Raw genomic sequence first — 22,125 nt, 5'->3', positions numbered from 1 at the left:
CGTGCCAAGAGCTCTGCGAAAAGTTGGACTAGCATCCTATCTCAAAATAAAGTTTTCATTTTTAGATTTCAGTTTATTTAACTAACCATTTTGTTTTAAATGATTACTGGCTTGAACGTAAGCTTTGGCTGATGCATGAAGGACATCGAAATCAACGCCGATTCCGCGAAATTCATTGTTGGTTTCTTTATCTTGTAGGGTTACGCGAACTTCAGCTTGAGCGTCCTCACCACCAGTTAATGCCTGAATTTCATATTCCGTCAATTCTGGATCTTGCTGGAGTAATTCGTCGATCGTATTATAAATCGCTTGGATACTACCTGAACCAATTTGAGAGGCGACTTGTATTTCGTTTTCTTCATTAATAATAGAGACAATCGCTCCTTGATAGCCATTCGAGCTGTATTGAACTTGAACATCCGCCAGCTTGTATTTTTCGGTTTCTTCTCGATATTGATCTGCGAGCAGGGCGATTAAATCCTTATCAGTAATTTGTTTCTTTTTATCTGCTAATGCTTTAAAGCGTTTGAAAGCTTCTTTGCTATCAGTGTCGTTTAATTGATATCCCAGCTCTTCCAATTTAGCGTTAAAAGCATGACGCCCCGATAATTTTCCAAGTGGAAGAGAATTTTGATTGACGCCTACTAAAGTCGGGGTAATGATCTCGTAAGTCTCTGGATTCTTCAATACACCATCTTGGTGAATGCCAGATTCATGCGCATAGGCATTATCGCCGACGATCGCTTTATTTTTGGGAACCGGAATACCAGAAAGGCGTGAAACCAGTTCACTGGTTCTTTTTGTTTCATTTAATACAATATTCGATTCGCATTGATAAAAGTCCTTGCGGATCGCTAATGCCAAGGCAACTTCTTCCAAAGCCGTGTTGCCAGCACGTTCGCCGATTCCGTTAATCGCACCTTCAACGCGGTTCGCGCCATTTTCGATTGCAGCTAGTGCGTTTGCGGTAGCCATTCCTAGATCGTCGTGACAATGGGAAGAAAAGGAGATTTCTCGCTCACTTTCAATATTTTCGATCAGTGATTTAAAAATCGCGCCATATTCCGTCGGATTCGAATAGCCGACAGTATCAGGTACATTAATAATAGTAGCTCCAGCATCAATGGCTGTTTGTACTGCTTCTAATAGGAAGTCTTTTTCTGTTCGAGAGGCATCTTCAGGAGAAAACTGAACTTTTTCAAATAAACTGCGTGCATAACTGACATGCTCTTTAATAGAAGCAAGAACTTCCTCTCGAGTCATTTTTAATTTGTACTGCATGTGGACATCGCTTGTTGCCAAGAATACGTGAATTTGCGGATCAACGGCGTCCTTTAGGGCTTCATAAGCACGATCAATATCTTTTCTCTGACAACGTGCTAATCCTGTTACTGTCATATTCTTTACCTGACGAGCAATACTTTGCACTGCTTCAAAATCACCAGGTGAAGCAATCGGAAATCCAGCCTCGATGACATCGACTCCCCATTTTTCTAATTGAAGAGCAATCTGAACCTTTTCTTTCGTATTAAAATTTACTCCCGGTGTCTGTTCACCATCTCTTAATGTGGTGTCAAAAAATTGAATCTTTCTCATTTTTACTCCTCCTCAAATCAAAAACGGGTATAAAAAAAGCACTCCATCGGAAAAGAACCACTTTCTTTTCCGATGCAATGCGAATAGGGACTTTATGAAATGATTTTCAGAAAGTCCCAGCTATAATAATAAAGTTGCGTTGAAAGACCTATTTGATTTCATCATGGCAACCACCCGTTTATTGTCAGAATTTTTTAAAAATTGTTGTATTCATCGTATAAAAAAAGAAAAGAAAAGTCAATATGATTATGAAAAAAAGATTAGAATATTTTCTAATAAAATTATACGCCGATGAATCTTTATCGAATGAAAAGAAACTCTCCATACATCTAGAAAAATTTTATTACTATATATGGACGTTTAATTATCTATCATATGCATGTCACTAAGCAAGAGCAGAACATAAAACAGCAAAATGATTTTAGTATGAAAAAAATTTTTTAGGAGAATTGCTGATTTTACAAGAATTATTAGGATTAATTTACAAAAGAACAAAAAATATTAGAGCATTTGGAGCATATGGTTTGATTTATTAAAAACAAATGATTAAACTACTCTTCATATTCAGAACTTCATAATTATTCTGAAAATTGAATCAAAAGGGGAAAAAGATATGAGGAACAAATTTGCATATGGTATTATCGCGATTTGCGGGCTCGCATTGGCGGGTTGTTATGGAGGCAAAAGTGCAACGACTGATGAGAGCAGTTCGAGCACAAAAGCCAAGGACAACGGAACATTCAACTTAGTGGTCCAACAAGAAATGCCGACAGCCGATCTGTCAGTCGCAACAGATACAATCAGTTTTACTGCACTAAATAATGTTTATGAAGGAATCTACCGTCTAGACAAAGACAACAAGCCTCAACCAGCTGGCGCAGGCGAGAAAGTGAAAGTCAGTGATGACGGCAAGACCTATACTGTTAAATTAAGAGAAGATGCTAAATGGTCCAATGGTGACCCAGTTACAGCAAAAGATTATGTTTTCGGCTGGCAGCGTACCGTTAAGCCAGAAACCGCTTCAGAATATGCGTATCTTTTTGAACCCATTGAAAATGCAGCGGATATCTCTGCTGGCAAAAAAGCTCCAGAGGAATTAGGGATTAAAGCAGTTGGTGATTATGAATTAGAAATCAAATTAGCAAAACCAACACCTTATTTTGATTACTTGTTAGCCTTTCCTTCATTCTTCCCACAAAACCAGAAGGTCGTGGAAGCAAATGGGAAAGAATACGCAACTAAGAGTGACAAATCTGTTTACAACGGACCATTCACGTTAGAAGGATTTGATGGACCTGGTACTGATACAGAATGGGAATACAAGAAAAACGATACTTACTGGGATAAAGACGAAGTCAAACTATCTAGTGTGAAAGTCAATGTTGTAAAAGAATCATCTACTTCGTTGAATCTATTTAAAGATGGTGAAGCCGATGACGTCATCTTGTCTGGGGAATTGGCACAACAAAATGCCAATGATTCTGCCTATAAATCATTTAAAGAAGCACGAACAAGCTATCTTGAATACAATCAACGAAAAGCAGATTCACCATGGAAAAACGAAAACTTACGTAAAGCTGTTTCATATGCTATCAACCGTAAATCTTTAGTGAACCAAGTATTAGGTGATGGTTCAGTCGTATCAACTGGGTTAGTGCCATCAGGTATGTCAAAAAATCCTAAGACTGATGAAGATTTTGCTAAAGAAGCTGGTAAATTAGCTCCTTATGATAAAGAGAAAGCAAAAGAATATTGGAATAAAGCCAAAAAGGAATTAGGCATTGATAAACTATCATTCGAATTGATGGCTTCTGATACGGACTCATCTAAAAAAGTAATTGAGTATATTCAAGGCGTTCTGGAAGACACGTTGCCAGGAATGACCGTGAAACCAACACCAGTGCCATTTTCTGTTCGATTAGATCGATCGAATGCCGGAGACTTTGATGTTTTACTTGGTGGTTGGGGTGCTGACTATGCCGATCCATCTAGTTTCACTGATTTGTTTGTAACAGGAAACTCTTACAACCGTGGACGTTGGAGCAATGAAGAGTATGACAAATTAGTTGATGATTCGGGCAATAAGGATGCTAGCGATGAAGAAGCTCGTTGGGATGATTTACAGAAAGCTAATGAGATCATTTCGAAGGAATCCGGTGTTGCACCGCTTTATCAACTATCTGAAGCTCATTTAGTCAACGAGAAAGTCAAAGGCATCGTTCATCATCCTGCCGGCGCTTCATGGGACTATAAATGGACGTATGTTGAAAAATAGCATTAGTTGAAAGAAGCGTTTCAAGCTGCACTCTGAAGCGTTGATGATAAATAAAGAGAAGTTGGAACGAGTAACGTTCCAACTTCCTTTTAAATCAATGTCAATAATGCGCAGATGATCGAAGCTAAAATTAAAATAGCTGCAATGATCAACCAAAAAGAATAACGTCCTTGTCCAACTTGTGATAAAGACTGAAATTCTGATTTTTTCTTTTGTTTTCTACTGAAGGCTTGATGCATCGAATGCTGAAAGTGGTCGAAGAAGCCTGAAGAAAAAATCCAAAACAAGATACCAATAATTAGAAATGGTAGTCCAATTAAGAAAAATCGGTTAGATAAGGTTAAAAAAGTAAGTGATCCTTTCAAGATCGAGTAGATCGTAATGATCACCAACAATCCTCCGCCGATTCCAATGGGAAATAATTTATTTTTCATACATACAACTCCAATAGTTAATAGCAATTGTGAATCAGATAAACAGTTATTCACAATGTCTTTCTACTCTAAACCATAATAAAAGTAGAAGTCAAAATATAAGAACGGAACATCAGACTTATTTTAGGAGGCACCTCATGGGCAGTTATTTGAAATATTTTTTAAAGCGTGTCTTTTTTATGTTGATTACCCTATGGTTGATTGCTACCATCACATTCTTCTTGATGCAATTATTACCAGGGACACCTTATACCAATCAAGAACGCTTAAGTCCTGAAACGATTGCTATGTTGAATAAGCAAGTTGGTTTAGATAAACCAGTGATCGTTCAATACGGGATTTACTTATCAAACCTCGTACAAGGAAACTTCGGAATTTCCTTCCAGTTTAAAAACCAAGCAGTTGCAGCATTGCTAGCCGGACGAATCGGACCTTCATTGCAATTAGGTTTGCAGGCGATCATTTTTGGAACCTTCGTCGGAATTGTTTTAGGTACCATCTCGGCTATGAAACAAAATTCATGGGCCGATACTGCTTCAACTTTAGTAGCGATCTTAGGACGTTCGATTCCTAACTTTGTTTTCGCTGTTTTCCTTCAGTATATTTTCGCGATGAAATTACAGATTTTACCAATTGCCAAATGGGAAGGGTTTGCTTATACGATCCTGCCAACTCTAGCGTTAGCTATGTCGCCGCTAGCCGATTCGGCTCGTTTCATACGAACCGAAATGGTGGAGGTTTTGCATAGTGATTATGTTGAGCTAGCTCGTGCAAAAGGCTTGAGCCGTTGGGAAATTGCGTTCAAGCATGGACTGCGAAATAGCCTGATTCCCTTAATGACTCTATTAGGACCGTTAGCCGTGGCGCTAATGACTGGTTCGTTAGTTGTGGAAAATATTTTCGCAATCCCAGGTATCGGGGAGCAATTCGTTAAATCAATCATGACCAATGATTATCCTACGATCATGGCAGTGACGATTCTTTATTCGTTTATGCTAGTCTTTGTGATTCTAGTCGTCGATCTACTTTATGGATTGGTCGATCCTCGAATTCGACTATCAGAAGGGAGCAAGAGCTAATGGAAATGAAATATCCTTCAATCGTTGATATTCCCGCTGATGAATTTCAACCCTTACAAAAAAATACCGAAGAGGAGCGCGAGGAGATTGCTGCACCCTCACTAAATTTTTTACAAGACTCATGGCGCCGCTTGAAGAAAAATAAAGCGGCAGCCATTTCGATGGTACTCTTGGTCATGATTATCGCGATTTCGATCCTAACGATTTTTGTCTCGCCGCATAATCCAAGTAAGCAAAATGTTGATTATATTAATTTACCGCCACGTGTTCCAGGTTTGAACATCAACGGACTGAATGGAAAAACCATGGTCGCTGGCGAGTTAGTCGATAAATACGCTCAAGCAGATGTACCCAATAATGTGAACTACTTTTTAGGAACAGATGGCCTAGGTCGTGACGTGCTAAGCCGTTTGTTTATGGGAACGCGTATTTCACTGTTGATCGCCTTTATCGCCGCACTTTTCGATATAACGATCGGTGTCGCTTACGGATTGATTTCTGGAATGCTAGGCGGCAAAGTGGATAATGCGATGCAACGTTTCTTGGAAATTCTTTCAGGGATTCCGAACTTAGTTGTCATGATCCTGATGCTGGTTGTTTTTGAACCGGGAATTTTCTCGATCGTCGCTGCCATGGCTATCACGAACTGGATACCGATGGCGCGGATTGTCCGAGCCCAGACCCTCAAGCTGAAAGATCAAGAATATGTTTTAGCTGGAATGACTCTGGGTGAATCAAAATGGAAGATTGCCTTCAAGCATATCATTCCAAATATCTCCAGTGTGATCATTATTCAAATGATGTTCAGTATCCCAACCGCAATTTTCTTTGAAGCATTCTTGAGCTTCATCGGGTTAGGCCTGACACCGCCATCTGCTTCATTAGGTACATTATTGAACGATGGGTATAAAACCTTCTTGTATCTGCCTTACTTATTATGGATTCCAGCAGTGACGATTTCACTGATCATGATTTGTTTCAATTTACTAGCCGATGGTCTACGTGACGCATTCGATCCGAAAATGAAAGAGTGACGATATTATGGAGAAAATTTTAGAAGTAAATAATTTAAACATTTCGTTCGACACCTATGCCGGAAAGGTTCGTGCCATTCGGGGTGTAGATTTTGATTTGAATAAAGGAGAAACGCTGGCAATTGTAGGGGAATCAGGCAGCGGAAAGTCTGTTACCACCCGTACGATCATGCGTCTGCTTTCCAGCAATGCGACTATTGATGAAGGCCAGATTCTTTTTAAAGGCCAAAACATCGTTGATAAATCCGAAAAAGAAATGCAAAAGATTCGCGGACGTGAAATCGCAATGATTTTCCAAGATCCGATGACCTCACTTGATCCAACCATGACAATCGGAAAGCAAGTTGCTGAATCATTACGCAAGCACAAAAAGGTTTCAAAGAAGGAAAGCTTGAAGGCGGCATTGGACTTATTGAATCTAGTAGGAATCCCTGATGCTGAAAAACGTTTGAAAAATTATCCTCATCAATTTTCTGGTGGACAACGACAACGGATCGTGATCGCTATCGCTTTGATTTGTAATCCAGAAATTCTAATTGCAGATGAACCAACAACTGCTCTGGATGTAACGATCCAAGCACAAATTTTGGAATTGTTAAAAGAGATTCAAGAAAAAATCGAAACCTCAATTATTTTTATCACCCATGACCTAGGTGTCGTGGCAAATGTGGCCGATCGTGTAGCGGTAATGTATGCGGGTAAAATTATCGAGGTTGGTACCGCCGAAGAAATTTTCTACAATCCGCAGCACCCATATACTTGGGGCTTGCTTGGATCAATGCCGACGCTAGAGAGCGAGAATGATCGCTTATACGCAATTCCGGGCTCACCTCCCGATTTATTAGATCCGCCAAAAGGAGATGCGTTCTACCCTCGTAATGAGTTTGCGTTAAAAATCGATACTGAAATGGAACCACCATTTTTTGAATTATCTGAAACCCACAAGGCGGCAACTTGGCTACTTGCTCCGCAAGCGCCTGCTGTGACACCTCCAGTTGAGATTCAACGACGTTGGGATATTTTCCGTAAGAAACAAAACCAATATTCCGCTTAACTTTAGCGAAGAAAATGGAGGACTAAGATGGAAAAACGATTACTAGAAGTAAAACATTTAAAACAGTATTTTAATACTGGCAGTAAAAATGAAGTTCGTGCCGTCAACGATGTGAGTTTTCATATTAATGAAGGGGAAACATTTGGTTTAGTAGGAGAATCCGGTAGTGGAAAGTCCACTACTGGTCGAACGATCATCCGTTTAAATCAAAAAACAGACGGAGAAATACTTTTTGATGGAAAAGATGTAACAAAAATCCACGGGAAAGCAGCATTGGCTGAGTTTCGCCGTGATGTTCAAATGATTTTTCAAGATCCATATGCTTCTTTAAATCCGCGAATGAAAGTCAAAGATATTATTGCAGAAGGGATCGATGTTAATGGTCTAGCTAAAACGCCAAAAGAAAGAGACAAGATCGTGAACGATTTGTTAGAAACAGTTGGTCTGAATCCAAGTCATGGGACACGCTATCCACATGAATTTTCCGGGGGTCAACGGCAACGTATCGGGATCGCACGCGCATTAGCAGTCCGTCCACGTTTCATTATCTGTGATGAACCAATCTCGGCATTAGACGTTTCCATCCAAGCGCAGGTAGTAAACCTGTTGCAAGATTTACAGAAAGAACATAATCTGACTTATCTATTTATCGCTCATGATCTCTCAATGGTGAAACACATTAGTGATCGAATCGGAGTAATGAACAATGGGCATCTGTTAGAAGTCGGAACAAGTGATGAAATTTATCACTATGGAGTTCATCCTTATACAGAAAGTCTGCTGTCTGCGATTCCGATGCCTGACCCCGATCATGAGCGTCAACGTCGTCGGATCAAATACCAGACAGAGCCGCACGATGGCAAAGCCCGCTCACTGCGGGAAATCGCACCGGGTCACTTTATCTATTCTTCTGAGGATGAAGTTGCCTATTATAAGAAAAAATTGCAGCATTTGAAAAACGAAAAAGCCTTAGCTGTTTAAAAAAAGCCAAAAAAGAAAGTAAAATCAGGTCTTTTTCAAAATGAGAGTAAAAAGTTGATGACACAAAAGTGGGCGGCCAGTAACATCTAAAGTTTATAAAGAGAACAATCATATTTATACCGAAGTACTGACTGAAGTTAAGGAAGAAATTCTAGTGAAAGATAAATCGTCGCTGCTGAAGGATAAACGTAAGCCCAGGAAGATGTTCCTGACTTGAGAACAGGATGAAAAATAACCAATTCATTTTGTATGAATAGCAATTTTTCTAAAGCAGCAAATTACAGGCATCTCAAATTTAAAAAAAGACTTTCAGTCGGTATAGTTTTATTCTCACGTACAAATAGAGCTAGAAAGTGAATCTCAGAGTACCTGTTTTATTTTTACTGATAAGGGAAAATAGTTAGCTTATTAAAAATAAAAAAGGCGACACATTTGATCTTGTTTTTAACAAGAGTCAAGTGTGTCGCCTTTTTTTACTCGTATCTAAATTTGAAAAATAACAAAAAAACCGTTACAAAAACTTCTTAATGTGTGAAGTCCATCGATCGTTCTTTTAAAAACGAATACGTTTCTTCAAAAGTATCAAGCCTGAGACAAAGAATAATCTGGCACCTAGGATTGTTAAAGAGAGCGTAGGTCGTTCTCCTGTCTTAGGGTATTCTTTTTGAGAAGAATAAAGCCAATGTTCGAGGCCAGAGAAGAGCCCGTTAGCTGCACTCAATTGATCCTCTGCGCCGCTAAGGTGATTTAAAATGTGTAACATTTCTTCGTTTGTGAAGTGACGTAATGGCAAGTAATCAGTCTGATTTGAATAAAGGATTGGCAAGTAAGCTTATAATTGATCTACATTATGTTGAGATAAATGTCATTAAGAAGTTCGTTTACGATATCAGAACTAGTTTCTTGGTATAAGTTAAAACAGTGATTTACTGATGAGAACGACTTTAGCATAGACTCCTCATAGTATAGGAAAGAATATTCGTTTAATTATTGACTAATGGTAAATAGCGAGGATTGTTTTGAAAAAAATCGACAGGAAAAGTTAAGGGAGAAAGAATGTTTAATCAGCGATTGGTGATGGTAATCAGGTAGTAATATCTAATACATTTGACGATTTGAATATAAACTAAATGTGGATAATATGCGCGTAAACATTATTAAAATGATTTTAAATATGATAAAATAATAAATGTTTAATGATCATAATGGTTATTATTTTTTTTGAGGATGAAAATAAACTATTGCTGTCAGAAATGGAGGGAGATAAGCATAATTAAAAAAACGCTAGTTTCATTTTTTTGAAAGCGTTTTTAACGAAGGGGGATTTTATGAGAGTTCATTTGTGTTGTTTACTTCTAGCAGAAATGAGAAATAATGACTGAAGGTGGGAAGAAGAATGAAAAAACAAAATATTGCTTTATTTTCGGCGACTCTTGCAACAATGGTAGGCTTTGGATTATCGAATTCGACAGAGGTTCAGGCCGATTCAAATGACACTATCACTCAAGTAAACTCGTCATCTGCTGAAAATTCAAAAGTAGCGATGAAACAAGCAATAGAAACGGCGCAATCAGAAGTAGATATTGCGCAAGAAGCAGCAGATACTACTCAAACACAAGCAAATGCTGCAAAAGAAGCATCAGATGCATCAAAAGCGGTGGCAGACGCAGCACAAAACGAGGAAACGATCGCAAAAGAAGCCGTTGATAAAGCACAAGAGGCAGTATCTGAAGCTGAAAAAGCAACACCAGAAAAGATTGAGCAAGCACAAAATAGTGTGTTGGAACAGGAACAAGCGAATGAATCGATCAAAGAGGATATCAAGAAAGACCAAGAGGCCGTTGAATCAGCAGAATCAGAGGTGAAGACGGCACAAGAAGCTGTTAATACTGAACAAAAAGCGGTTGAAAATGCTCAAACGGATTTAGATAAAACACAAGAAAAGGTTGATGAAAAGCAACAAGTAGTGGACGAGGCACAAGCTATTGTTAATGGAGACGGGGCCGCCGAGGCTAATGAAAATTTGGACAAAGCGAAGGAAGAACTAGAAGCTGCGAAAAACACTGAGGCTGAGGCCAACACTGAGGCAGATACGGCCGCCTCAGCAGAAGAAAGTGCTCAAACGAATAAGGACACTGCCCAGACCGCGGCGAATGAAGCGAATGCTGCTGCGGACGCCGCTGCAAAAACAAAACAAGAGACAGAGGAAGATGTCAAAAAAACACAAAGTGACTTGGATAAGGCAAAATCCGAAGCCAATGCAGATTTAAACAAAATCGTGGTAACACAAGAATATGTAAACGCGCTAAAAGCATATATGGCTGATGGTAGCGAAGCAAATAGAGAACGACTTTTAGCTGCGGATGCTGCGGCTTTAAAAACAAATGCGAATTTTCATTCAAATGAAGCGGATCAAGCCATCAAGATTAATAGTCAAGCGGATATGACGATGGAGCTTTTAGAAGAATTATCGATTTTTGCAGCTCGCTTAATTAATTCTGTTCGCCAAGAGTTTGGTATGAAAAATGTGACAGTTTCTTTAGGATCAATGAAATTTGCAGATGAAATCGCTAAAGCGTATGAGGCCGATGATTGGAGCGGCTTTAGTGGGCATCATAATGATGCCATCAATCAGGCTGCAAAAAACAATGGGCTGTTAGAATATCCAGATGGAAATCTATACGAAAATCTATATTCATATACTTCTAGTTCAATGACTTCCGATAGTTCTTGGAATCTCAATAAAGCTGAATTGAAGAGATTGATTTATAATGCAATGTTGAAATTTTTATATGGAGATAGTGGAAGTAACTGGGGGCACGCTAATAGTATTACGGGTCTAATGTATGAGAATTCTACAGATGAATGCTATTTTGCAGTATCATTTTCCAAAGCGAGCTACCCATCATTTTCTGCTCACTTTGGAATTGTACCAGTTAATTACTATATCAAGGATGCAACCAAATTCGATACAGAAGCAATTGACATTCCTGACATCAATGATGGTGATACACAAGTTAAGATTGAAAAATTGACACAAGAATTAGCAGATAAGAAAAAAGCTGCAGAGACTGCGACAAATAATTTAAAGGCTGCACAAACTATGGCAAATGAGGCAAATCAAAAACTTAAAGCAGCAGAAACTGCTTTAGAAGTGGAGCAAGCGGATAGTCAAAAAACCAAGGATAAGCTATCAGCAGCAACAGAGGCCGTTAAGACGGCTACGACAAAGGTTGAGAAGGCACAAGCAATCGTAGACAGGTTTAATTCAGATGTAGAAACGAACCTTAGAGCATTGGAGGATGCACAAAAAGAGTTAGTAGATGCAAAGGCAGAAGAAGAGTCGCAACAGAGAATTCTTGACAAGGCACAAGAACAATTAGACAAAGCAAACGAGAATTTAGTTGAAGCGAACAAAACCTTGATCACTGTTAAAGAAAAGTTGGCGGCTAACGAGAAATTATTAGTAGCAGGCGAAGCAGCACTATCTCAAAGACAAGCTGAAGTAAAAGATTTAGAAGATGCTTCAAAAACTTTATCCGATGCAAAAATTGCCTTAGAAAAAGCAAAAGCTGAGTATGAAGCCGCTCAAAGAAAAGCAGAAAGTGCCAAGGATGCCGCTGATCATGATGTGAAAAACTATGAATCCTTAAAGGCTGAGGCAGAAGCAGCAAAGAAAAAGTTGGAGGCAGCTATAGAGAAACTAAAGAGTCTTCAAAATTATCTTGATCTAGATGAAGCAATTGATTCTGTTAAAGACCAGTCAAATAATCAATCAAACACAGGCACTCCGATTATTGCTGATGAGTCAAAGGGAGCTTCAAAGAGCCAATCACAGATAATAAATTTGAAAAGTTCATCAAAAATGCGGGATCGTGAAGATAAAGGAATCGCTTTAGCGACACCTATCATCAAATCGAGTTCGATTTTGCCTCAAACGGGATTTTCTAAAAATCCTAAGTTGTCAATTCTAGGAGCACTTCTAATTAGTCTTTTAGGAACATTAGGATTTGCAACGATTGATAAACGAGATCGTCGTATTATTAAATAAAATAAACAAAAGGATTTTTTTTTAGGATTGAAATAACCGCCCCTAAAAGTTAGACAAAAGCTAACTTTTAGGGGCGGTTTAAGTTTAAATCGGATAAATATTATTTTGACGTTTATCTTAGTGAAAAATTTATTTTTCATTGATGTTGTGCAATTATCCAAATTTTGATTTATGGGACGACCTTTTCATTCACATCAAGACTACTTCTAGTTATCCCAGCCCTTTTTGATGAAACACAGTTACTTTTAAAGTAAAAATCTTCCATATGCTTGTCAAGCTAGTCCATGAAAACACCTACTTTAATTTTTAATGCAGATATCAAACACTAGAAATGAGAACAGCAACAACTTTTTGAGAAAATCAGCTGCTCAGAGCCTACTAAAAGGATTTTGAGCAGCTGGTTTTGATTCAAGTAGTAGCGGACTAATTAGATACGAAAGCGTCTCTCTAAAAGAATAAAACCTGAAATAAATAAGCAGGTAATCCCGATGATCGATAGTGCAAGAGTATTTTTTTCACCGGTTCTAGGATATTCTTTTTGGGCAGTTGCTTTCATTTGTGCGTTATTGTTTTGCATATTTACAGGGATTGAGTTTGTTCTTGGAATAGATGCACTATTTCCAACAACAGAATTAAGCGATGTTGACAGACTAAAAATTGGTGTAACTGGTCTGATTGCATTTTCTTCTTGAGAATTATAAAGCCAGTGGAGAATACCTGAGAACAAACTATGTTTCTTACTTAATTCTTCTTCGTAGCCGCTGAGATCATTCAAAATTTGAAGCAGTTCTTCATTTGTAAAAGGTCTAATCTGTAAAAGACCTTCTTTACTTGAATAAAGAACTTGCAAGTAAGTTTGTAATTTATCAATATCCTTAGCCAGTTCATCAGTTGTGTCATAAAAAATAGAATTAAAAGATAGAGCTTTTTCAACATCTGACCAAGAGATTACCTTATCTCTATAAACCATTTGTAGAACATGAACATAAGCACTCCAATCCATGAACATAATATCGTCACTGTAATTCGCGAACAATTTGAAGGCGTTCTCTAATTCTTGGTCTGTGTAACCACTCAGCTCTGATGGATCTATTTTAAATTTTGATTTGGTCAATATTTCGCGAATTTGCCACGGGTATATCCATTCAACAATAAGGTATTCCTCTTGAAAATTTAGAACTGGTTTCGTTTTTTCAGCTATTTCTTTAGGATCTATTTTTTTAGGAGCGGCTGATAGTGCTCTGTTTGCTACAACTGCTGGCGAGATAGTTGTCTTTTCTTCAAGGTTTTCAGAATTACTTGTGGTTGATTCAGTCGTTGTAGAATCCGTTAGTGCTTCATCAGTTGCTGACATTGCTTCATCGGTAGAGACATTATCAATACTGGGTGTTTCTTCAGGAATTGCTACTTCACTTTCAACTGTTGGTTCATCCGAAGTCTGAGTTTCGCTAGCAGTAGGTGCTTGACTTTCATTTGCGCTATCTTCAGGTATGGATGTAGATTCGACAATGAGTTCTTGGTCGAGAGTCGTCATTTCATCAGAGATATTCTCAGAAGTATCTGCTAGAGCAGCAGCAGGAAAAATCAATACCAATAAACTAAACAAAACTATTTTTTTCATGAAATCACTCCTTATTCTTAAATACAACAACAAAAAAATCTTATAATGTACAAACCAACTTAAATAATTTTCGACCCTTATCAAATATAAATATATCACATAATTGTTATAAAATATCTTTTTATGTTAATAAAATATAGATAATTAGAGAAAAAGCCACCGCGTACATTTTAGTTAAAACGTCAGAAAACGTAAACTATGTACCGGTGGCTTATTTTATATTTTAAATAGAATTGAAATTTTTGTAGTCATAGTGACGAAATAGGATTCATCCTCTAAAACGTAAAGAATGATCCTATTCTTAATTAAAAGGCTTAAGATATAGTTGTTTGATTGAGACATTTCATCCTAAAGATACATCTGAAAACAAAAAAATGCCACCACGCACATTCTTTTCTAAACTACCGAAGTAGCCAAGAATGCACTGGTGACGTGGGTTTGGCACCCAATGGGCCGTGAGGGGCTCGAACCCGCGACCCGCTGATTAAGAGTCAGCTGCTCTACCAACTGAGCTAACGGCCCAAACAAAGTACTTTCATATGTTAGCACTGAGAAAAAAAAATTGCAAGAATAAACTAAAAAAATTTTGCTAAAAGTTTCTTCAATTATCTAGTTTTCAAAACTATATTGTATAATTTCCGTAATTTTGATAAAATGACAATGAAAGGGGTGTAAAAATGGAAGATACTAAGCTCAGATCTTGGGCAGAGGGATTAAAAGAATTACAGTTGCCTCGCTGGGAAGAATTGCCCGAACTAGAATTATATATGGATCAAGTTATTACTCTAGTTGACCGATATTTATCGCCACTGATCGAAGATGAGAAACATCAACTTTTATCTAGTGCGATGGTCAACAATTATGTTAAGCATAAATTAGTACCACCGCCAGTCAAAAAAAGATACAATCGGAATCATTTGGCATATCTAATTGCGATAACCTTATTGAAACAAGTTTTTGCAATTCCAGATATCAACGAATTGATTCGTATGCAATTGGCGATCAATGAACCGAAGGATGCTTATAATAGCTTTTGTGCGGTACAAGAAGAAGCATTGCTGCAAGTGGCTAAAATCGTTTTGGGTGAAGATGTTCATTTGACTCGTAGAAGCGATGATTTTTATTATTTGGCGATGGAAAGCGCTGTCGCTTCATTCACACAAAAAATGTTAGCTGAAAAAATCATTCAATTGGATAAACAGAAAGAAGGCGAAAATGATGAATGAGAAAATTGCGATTTTAGTTGATTCTGGGACGGATGTTCCAAAGGAAGTTATAGATAATGGCCCTTTTTTTATGGTACCATTACGGATCATTTTTAGTGATCGAGAATACCGAGATGGGATTGATATCAGTTCTGATACTATTTTTCCATTGATCAAAAAAGAACTACCAACGACCTCTTTACCTGACGGAGAGTTGATTCATAAAGTTTTTGATGAAATTAAAGAGCAAGGATATACACATGTAATCATCGTAACGATTTCTAGCGGATTAAGTGGAACGTACAATGCCTTGCGAGTGCTGGGTGAACATTATGAAGGCTTAGTCTTTCAGTCAATTGATACAAAGAATGTCGGGATCGGTGCGGGAATTTTAGCAATCTATGCTGGTGATTTAGTTAAACAAGGGAAGTCTTTTATGGAAGTTATCTCGGAAGTCGAAAGTAAGATTCCGAAAACAAAAATCTTTTTCAATGTTGATACATTGGAATACCTGCAAAAGGGTGGACGGATTGGATTAGTTTCTTCTTTATTAGGCAGTGCCTTGAAATTGAAGCCGATCATCTCATGTAATTCAGATGGCATTTACTATACCGTTGCAAAGGTACGAGGATTAAACAAGAGTATCGACAAAACACTTCAGCTAGTAAAAGAGCATGTTGGTAATCACAAGCGTTTTAATTTAGCAGTAACGCAAGCTGATGCCTTGGAAACAGCTGAGAAAATTAAGCAACGATTACAAGAACTATTTCCTACAGCCGAGAATATTTATTTCGGGAAAGTCTCACCGGCATTGTCAGTCCACACGGGCCCTGGCTCGCTGGGCGTGGTATGCCAAGTATTGGATTAGTGTGAAGGCGTAAGTCTCTACTAGAAATTCCGGGATTAAAGATGGGCGTGTGCTCATCTTTTTTATTATGGCTTCAATAATTGAATATTTTATCTAGTTTTTCTTAAGTAATAGTTGTAAAAGATTCGTCGTCTGTTTGAAAAGATGAAACAGCTTTGAAATTATTGTATAATGGTATGGCGTACATACAATCTTATAAAGGTATGAGGTGACTCTTAGTGAAAAAAATTCTAGTAGTTGACGATGAAAAGCCGATTTCGGACATCGTGAAATTCAATTTAACCAAAGAAGGCTACGAAGTCTTTACTGCTTATGACGGTGAAGAAGCCTTGGAAAAAGTCGAAGAGGTCAATCCAGATTTGATTTTATTAGATTTGATGTTACCTAAAAAGGACGGTTTGGAAGTGGCTCGTGAAGTACGCAAGACCCATGAAATGCCGATCATTATGGTTACGGCTAAAGATTCTGAGATCGATAAGGTTTTAGGATTGGAATTAGGGGCGGACGATTATGTAACTAAACCGTTCTCTAATCGTGAATTAGTGGCCCGTGTAAAAGCGAATTTACGTCGGGGTGGACAGGCTCCAAAGGAAGAAGAAAATACAACGCAAAGTGATTTAACGATCGGGGACTTAACGATTCATCCAGACGCTTATATGGTAACCAAGCATGGTGACACGATTGAATTAACTCATCGTGAGTTTGAATTGCTGCATTACTTAGCAAAACATATTGGCCAAGTGATGACTCGTGAACATCTTCTACAAACTGTTTGGGGCTACGACTATTTTGGTGATGTGCGGACTGTAGATGTGACTGTACGTCGTCTACGGGAAAAAATTGAGGACAATCCAAGCCATCCAACCTATTTAGTAACAAGACGTGGCGTAGGTTATTATTTACGCAACCCTGAACAGGAGTAAGTATGGAAAAGAAAGTCCGTTTTTACCGATCAGTCAATTTTAAGATTGCCTTTTCATTTATTCTAATCTTACTGATATCAATTGAGATCATCGGGGCCTATTTTATTCGTGGACTTGAAAAATCAACGATCGAGAATTTTACTAAAGAAATGAATCAAAGAGTAGCATTATTGAGTACAACACTTGGTTCAACTATAGCGGAGGATAGTGAGAATGAAGCAGATCAGTTGCAACGTCTCTTAGAAAATAATTCCGCAGCCGATATTAAGGAAATGTGGGTCGTAGACGACAAAGGAATCGTTTTAGCTACAAATGATGTAGGACAAAAAGATTCTATCGTTGGAAAGCGAAACGAATACAGTGATATCGACGATTTTTCAATGAAACAATACGTCACTTTGGATGACAATAATAAACGGGTATATATCAATGTTCAACCTATTCAGTCCCCGACCGGCGATTCGGCTGTGATCGGGGCTCTTTATGTTAAGAGCGATATTGAACAGAAATACTCGGAAATCGGTAATACTGCATTGATTTTCTTCACTGCTTCTTTGATTGCAGGGTTAATTTCAATTGTTGTGGCATTATTGGTGGCGCGTTCCATTACAAAGCCGATCAAGGAAATGCAAAAACAAGCAGTACGAATCGCACAAGGTGATTATTCAGAAAAGGTTGATGTTCAAGGACACGACGAATTAAGTCAACTGGCAGAGACCTTCAATAAACTATCTGATCGGATTGAAGATGCGCAAGATACGATGGAAGCAGAGCGAAATCGTCTAGATAGCGTTTTAACCCATATGACAGATGGCGTTATCGCTACGGATCGTCGTGGGAAAGTTATTACTATCAATGAGATGGCTTTGTCCTTGTTGAACACCACGAATGAACAGGCAATCGGTCAATCAATTTTAACTTTGCTGGATTTAGAAGAAGAGTATACTTTACGAAAATTATTAGAGACACCGGAAGAAATTCTGATTGAACGTTCAAAATCTGACTCTGAGGAAGATCGCATGACGTTACGATCAGATTTCGCCATGATCCGTCGTGAATCTGGTTTTATCAGCGGTTTAGTTGTTGTTATCCATGATGTCACTGAACAAGAAAAAACGGCGGAAGAGCGTCGTCAATTCGTTTCGAATGTCTCTCATGAACTACGTACGCCTTTAACTAGTGTTCGTAGCTATTTAGAAGCATTAGAAGAAGGAGCGTGGGAGGATAAGACCGTCGCGCCAGAATTTATCCATGTGACTTTAGGGGAAACAGACCGTATGATTCGTATGATCAATGATCTATTAAATCTTTCTCGCATGGATTCTGGAGCACAGCAGATGGATCTTGAATTGGTTAACTTCAATGAACTAGTCGATTATATTTTGGATCGTTTCGACATGATGGTGAACAGCCAAGAGAAAAATTACCGAATCATCCGTGAGTTTACAGAACGCGATTTATGGGTTGAAATCGACACAGATAAGATTATGCAGGTAATTGATAATATCATGAATAATGCGATCAAGTATTCACCAGATGGCGGAAAGATCGAAGTTCACTTAATGGAAACCCATAACAATGTTGTTTTAAGTATTTCTGATGAAGGATTGGGGATTCCTAAGAAAGATTTGGAAAAAGTATTTGAACGTTTCTATCGTGTGGATAAGGCTCGGGCTCGTCAGCAAGGGGGCACTGGATTAGGTTTGGCCATCTCCAAAGAAGTTATGAAGGCCCATCAAGGCCAAATTTGGGTTGAAAGTGTCGAAGGTAGAGGGTCCACCTTTTATATTTCTTTACCTTATGAACCTTATGAGGAGGATATTTGGGAATGAAACTATCAGAAAAAATTATCCGTACTGCGCTTTTTGTTCTGATCTTGCTCAGCCTCGTCTTAACCTATGCCATTTGGCTCAGTCCTACCTCAAAAACTGCCGATATCAACACAAGTAAGCAAGCAGTGAAAAACGACCAGAATTACGCGAAAGCGACAGATGCTTTTTTACCGATTCGCGGTATTTGGGATGTGAGCGAGGGGAAGTTTCAAACAAGTAGTGAAAATCTATTGGCTACGACCCAAGCACGTCTAACCGAAAGTACCTATGGTCAGCTTCAAGAGGTCGCACAGGGTGAAGAAGAGATACAGAATTACTATAACTTAGATGACGGAATCGAGCTAAATTACGAAGGCGGTTTTTCTTTGACCGAGTACGTGAAGGTTTTTGATATGCCGATTAACTTGAATTCAGTGAAGGAATCAGAAAAACTGACTTTTTCAAAAATACAAGTAGATTTTTCCAAGAAAAAAATTCGCTTCCTAAATTATAGTAAGGATACAGTGTACGAAGCGACGATTTCGGCAGATTTCACTGGTTTAGAAACGATTTATCAAAAGAACCAAGAAAAATATTTACCAATGTCGGCTGAGAATCCTTTTGTCCCTCGTCTTTTGCGTACGAAAGATCGAGTTCGTTTAAAAAAATATAGTTATATTTTGACTACACAATCTTATTCACTTTTTCGGAATGCATTCTTCCAAAACCCTGATCAAGCAAGAGGCGAGGAAGAAGAAAGCGGTATGCGTTCCTTTGTTAGTGGACACGAAGAACTCGTGATGGACGAACAAAAACGTTTGGTTACCTTTAATGGTGAGTTACCAAATGATTTGTCTAAGGAAAGTGTATATAGTCAAAGCTTCAACTATGTTAGCCGCTTAGGAACGGCTGTTGGTAATCTCCGCTACTTTGATCATCATGAAGGTCAAGTCAATTTTCGAATTTTTGTTGAAGGGTATCCGATATTTAGCCCATCCTCAAAAGGAAAAATGAGTGTGAAGATTGAAGAATCAACTACTGCATCGACACCGCAAATTAAGATTGAAACGAGTATGGATACTGTTCAGGTGCCAATTCCTTCAGATGAAGAAGTAGAGTTACCTAGCACATTGGAAGTTGAAAATAGTCTGGCTGCGGTAGGCTTTGATCTAGATAAAGTTCAAAGTTTTATTATTGGCTACACATGGCAAGATATTGATGGTGTGAATAAATTAGTTGCTTTGACTCCAGAGTGGTTTGTCAAATATGACAACAATTGGTATTCTGCTAATCAGCTGATGCAAGGAAACTTTGAAACGGAGGCGAGCTAATTGGATTTCAGAAAAATCGAATGGATCTTTTTTCTCGTCTTTATTGGATTGAACATCTTCCTTTTCAGTATTTATTGGAACAATCAACATGAACAAAGTCTTGTTACAAGTTCGAATCAGCGAGAAGATATTTTACAACGTTTGGATAATGATGAAATCAAGGTCAAGGAAGCTGTCTCTGATGAGCATAGTGAAGGGTATTATTTAAGTGCCGAGCAAGATAATTTTGAAACGTTGCTGAGTGCCTCTGGAAATCAAACAATTGCGAGAAATTCAAATATCTCAGACCGAGTATTGACGAGTTATCCAGGTGGAGAGACAAAATTTGATTTGAAAAAAGCGACTAGCAGTTTTAATCGCCTCATGAAGGATGCAGACTTTATTATGGATGGGCAAGAGTATACATACTTGCCGGATATTTCTAAGAAGGATGATGAATTAAGTAAAATTGTCGGAGCTCAATCCTATGAAGGAATTCCTTTTGTTGACGAGACCTCCCGTGTGACGATAGATATTGAGAAAAATAATGATCAGGAACAGATCATGAAATATACTCAGACGCGTCTGAAAGAAATTGAACCCTTACGTGAGAAAATGACGCTTTATTCTGAAAAAGAGATTTTAAATACGCTATACATTAATAATAGTATTCCAAGTAATTCAACAATTACTAATATTTATCTGGGCTATTTTAGAACGCTTGAGGTGCGGGAAAAAAATGTCTATGTTCCAGTGTGGTTTGTCAAAATAAGAACCCCGGACAAGACAACGCAGATTGAAAAAGTCAATGCGTTAAATAATCAGGTGATTACGAATAATTTAGTTCCAAAGGTGGAAAATCCATAAAAAGGGTTGTATACTGAGGACAGTTTTAAAAAAGGGGACCAATTGCTCATGTTAGAAATGAATAATGCCTTCAATATCAGCATTTTAGCCAGCGGTAGTACTGGAAATTCTTTATATCTAGAAAGTCCGCAAAAAAGAATCTTGGTTGATGCTGGGTTGAGCGGGAAAAAAATCACTTCGCTATTGGCAGAGGTCGATCGAAAGCCTGAGGATCTAGATGCGATTTTAGTCACTCATGAACACCGCGACCATATCCATGGTGTTGGAGTTTTAGCGAGAAAATATAAATTACCTGTTTACGCCAACGAAAAAACTTGGGAAGCGATGGCTCCTTTGATTGGAAAAGTTGATGTGGAACAGAAACAGATCTTTGAGATGGGGAAAGTACTAACTTTTGGTGATTTAGACATCGAAAGTTTTGGTGTTTCACATGATGCTGCTGCGCCACAATTTTACCGTTTCTATAAGGATGGACATTCTTTCGTGATGCTGACGGATACTGGGTATGCTAGTGAGCATGTGAGAGGAACGATTCGAGATGCTGATGCATACTTAGTTGAAAGTAATCACGATTTGGAAATGTTACGGATGGGCGCTTATCCTTGGAGCCTGAAACAACGAATTTTAGGCGATCGCGGTCATTTGTCCAATGATGATGGAGCCTTAGTTATGACTGACATTTTAGGCGACCGGACGAAGCGAATTTATTTAGGACATTTAAGTAAAGAAAATAATATGAAGGAATTGGCGCATATGACGATGGAAGAAACACTCACACGTTATGATCTGGGTGTAAATCATCAGTTTCAAATTTTTGATACCGACCCAGATAGCGCAACTGAATTATATGCGATCTAAAAAAACGGCAAGCCACTTTTGTAGGCTTGCCGTTTTTTCTTAACATTAAAGGAAGTATAACATTTTAAGCGGTCAAAGGATTGATACATCAATCTTTTGACCGCTTTTCATCTGGTCTTTTTCCTATTAAACTAGAGAGATGAAACCCAATATTTTAC

General features: G+C 38.3%; 17 protein-coding genes and 1 tRNA gene. 13 read left to right on the top strand and 5 right to left on the bottom strand.

Going from position 1 to position 22,125, the window contains the following annotated elements:
• Positions 1-81: 81 nt before the first annotated feature.
• Positions 82-1,596, bottom strand: coding sequence for a 2-isopropylmalate synthase (locus KQI58_RS15195; protein WP_216409894.1), 1,515 nt, complete (start codon positions 1,594-1,596; stop codon positions 82-84).
• Between the two features lie 613 nt (positions 1,597-2,209).
• Between KQI58_RS15195 and KQI58_RS15190 the strand changes: the two genes are divergently transcribed.
• Complete coding sequence (locus KQI58_RS15190; protein ID WP_216409893.1) at positions 2,210-3,871, top strand: peptide ABC transporter substrate-binding protein; 1,662 nt, start codon at positions 2,210-2,212, stop codon at positions 3,869-3,871.
• Between the two features lie 89 nt (positions 3,872-3,960).
• Here KQI58_RS15190 and KQI58_RS15185 read toward each other — a convergent pair whose 3' ends face one another.
• Positions 3,961-4,305 carry a DUF3899 domain-containing protein gene (locus KQI58_RS15185; RefSeq protein ID WP_216409892.1) on the bottom strand — a complete coding sequence of 115 codons (345 nt, stop codon included), beginning with the start codon at positions 4,303-4,305 and terminating at the stop codon, positions 3,961-3,963.
• A gap of 137 nt (positions 4,306-4,442) precedes the next feature.
• Here KQI58_RS15185 and opp3b point away from each other — a divergent pair, with 137 nt between their 5' ends.
• Genes opp3b through KQI58_RS15165 form a run of 4 tightly spaced genes read left to right on the top strand, consistent with a single transcriptional unit; the run spans position 4,443 to position 8,453 of the window.
• Positions 4,443-5,384 carry an oligopeptide ABC transporter permease gene (opp3b, locus tag KQI58_RS15180; protein WP_216409891.1) on the top strand — a complete coding sequence of 314 codons (942 nt, stop codon included), beginning with the start codon at positions 4,443-4,445 and terminating at the stop codon, positions 5,382-5,384.
• A complete protein-coding gene (gene opp3C, locus KQI58_RS15175) occupies positions 5,384-6,418 on the top strand; it encodes an oligopeptide ABC transporter permease (RefSeq protein ID WP_216409890.1) in 1,035 nt (344 codons plus the stop codon). Before opp3b ends, opp3C begins: the two co-directional genes overlap by 1 nt.
• Positions 6,419-6,425: 7 nt before the next feature.
• On the top strand, positions 6,426-7,472 hold the full coding sequence (locus tag KQI58_RS15170) for an ABC transporter ATP-binding protein (protein ID WP_216409889.1): 1,047 nt from the start codon (positions 6,426-6,428) through the stop codon (positions 7,470-7,472).
• A gap of 27 nt (positions 7,473-7,499) precedes the next feature.
• Entirely contained in the window at positions 7,500-8,453 is a 954-nt protein-coding gene (locus KQI58_RS15165; protein ID WP_216409888.1) for an ABC transporter ATP-binding protein, read from the top strand.
• 553 nt (positions 8,454-9,006) lie between these two features.
• Here the strand turns inward: KQI58_RS15165 and KQI58_RS15160 are convergent.
• Entirely contained in the window at positions 9,007-9,216 is a 210-nt protein-coding gene (locus tag KQI58_RS15160) for an LPXTG cell wall anchor domain-containing protein (protein ID WP_216409887.1), read from the bottom strand.
• A 633-nt stretch (positions 9,217-9,849) separates the two neighbouring features.
• On the opposite strand from KQI58_RS15160, the gene KQI58_RS15155 reads away from it, so the two are divergent.
• On the top strand, positions 9,850-12,504 hold the full coding sequence (locus tag KQI58_RS15155; protein WP_216409886.1) for an SEC10/PgrA surface exclusion domain-containing protein: 2,655 nt from the start codon (positions 9,850-9,852) through the stop codon (positions 12,502-12,504).
• A 427-nt stretch (positions 12,505-12,931) separates the two neighbouring features.
• On the opposite strand, the gene KQI58_RS15150 is transcribed toward KQI58_RS15155, so the two are convergent.
• Positions 12,932-14,125, bottom strand: a complete 1,194-nt coding sequence (locus tag KQI58_RS15150; protein ID WP_216409885.1) for an LPXTG cell wall anchor domain-containing protein — start codon at positions 14,123-14,125, stop codon at positions 12,932-12,934.
• A 449-nt stretch (positions 14,126-14,574) separates the two neighbouring features.
• Positions 14,575-14,647 (bottom strand) — tRNA-Lys (locus KQI58_RS15145).
• A 155-nt stretch (positions 14,648-14,802) separates the two neighbouring features.
• Between KQI58_RS15145 and KQI58_RS15140 the strand changes: the two genes are divergently transcribed.
• From KQI58_RS15140 to KQI58_RS15110, 7 genes are all read left to right on the top strand, one after another.
• Entirely contained in the window at positions 14,803-15,351 is a 549-nt protein-coding gene (locus tag KQI58_RS15140) for a DUF1836 domain-containing protein (protein ID WP_216409884.1), read from the top strand.
• Complete coding sequence (locus tag KQI58_RS15135; protein WP_216409883.1) at positions 15,341-16,198, top strand: DegV family protein; 858 nt, start codon at positions 15,341-15,343, stop codon at positions 16,196-16,198. The genes KQI58_RS15140 and KQI58_RS15135 overlap by 11 nt, the downstream gene beginning before the upstream one ends.
• Positions 16,199-16,416: 218 nt before the next feature.
• Positions 16,417-17,121, top strand: a complete 705-nt coding sequence (gene yycF / locus KQI58_RS15130) for a response regulator YycF (RefSeq protein ID WP_010780067.1) — start codon at positions 16,417-16,419, stop codon at positions 17,119-17,121.
• Between the two features lie 2 nt (positions 17,122-17,123).
• Positions 17,124-18,953, top strand: a complete 1,830-nt coding sequence (gene walK, locus KQI58_RS15125) for a cell wall metabolism sensor histidine kinase WalK (protein ID WP_216409882.1) — start codon at positions 17,124-17,126, stop codon at positions 18,951-18,953.
• Positions 18,950-20,263 carry a YycH family regulatory protein gene (locus KQI58_RS15120; RefSeq protein WP_216409881.1) on the top strand — a complete coding sequence of 438 codons (1,314 nt, stop codon included), beginning with the start codon at positions 18,950-18,952 and terminating at the stop codon, positions 20,261-20,263. The genes walK and KQI58_RS15120 overlap by 4 nt, the downstream gene beginning before the upstream one ends.
• On the top strand, positions 20,264-21,109 hold the full coding sequence (locus tag KQI58_RS15115; RefSeq protein WP_216409880.1) for a two-component system regulatory protein YycI: 846 nt from the start codon (positions 20,264-20,266) through the stop codon (positions 21,107-21,109).
• Positions 21,110-21,157: 48 nt separating this feature from the next.
• Positions 21,158-21,967, top strand: coding sequence for an MBL fold metallo-hydrolase (locus KQI58_RS15110; RefSeq protein WP_216409879.1), 810 nt, complete (start codon positions 21,158-21,160; stop codon positions 21,965-21,967).
• Positions 21,968-22,125 lie beyond the last annotated feature (158 nt).

The sequence above is a fragment of the Enterococcus raffinosus genome, from assembly GCF_018917525.1.
Lineage (GTDB): Bacteria > Bacillota > Bacilli > Lactobacillales > Enterococcaceae > Enterococcus_A > Enterococcus_A raffinosus_A.
The sequence above is the reverse complement of the archived record's forward strand: the minus strand, read 5'-3'. Positions and strand labels throughout refer to the sequence as shown.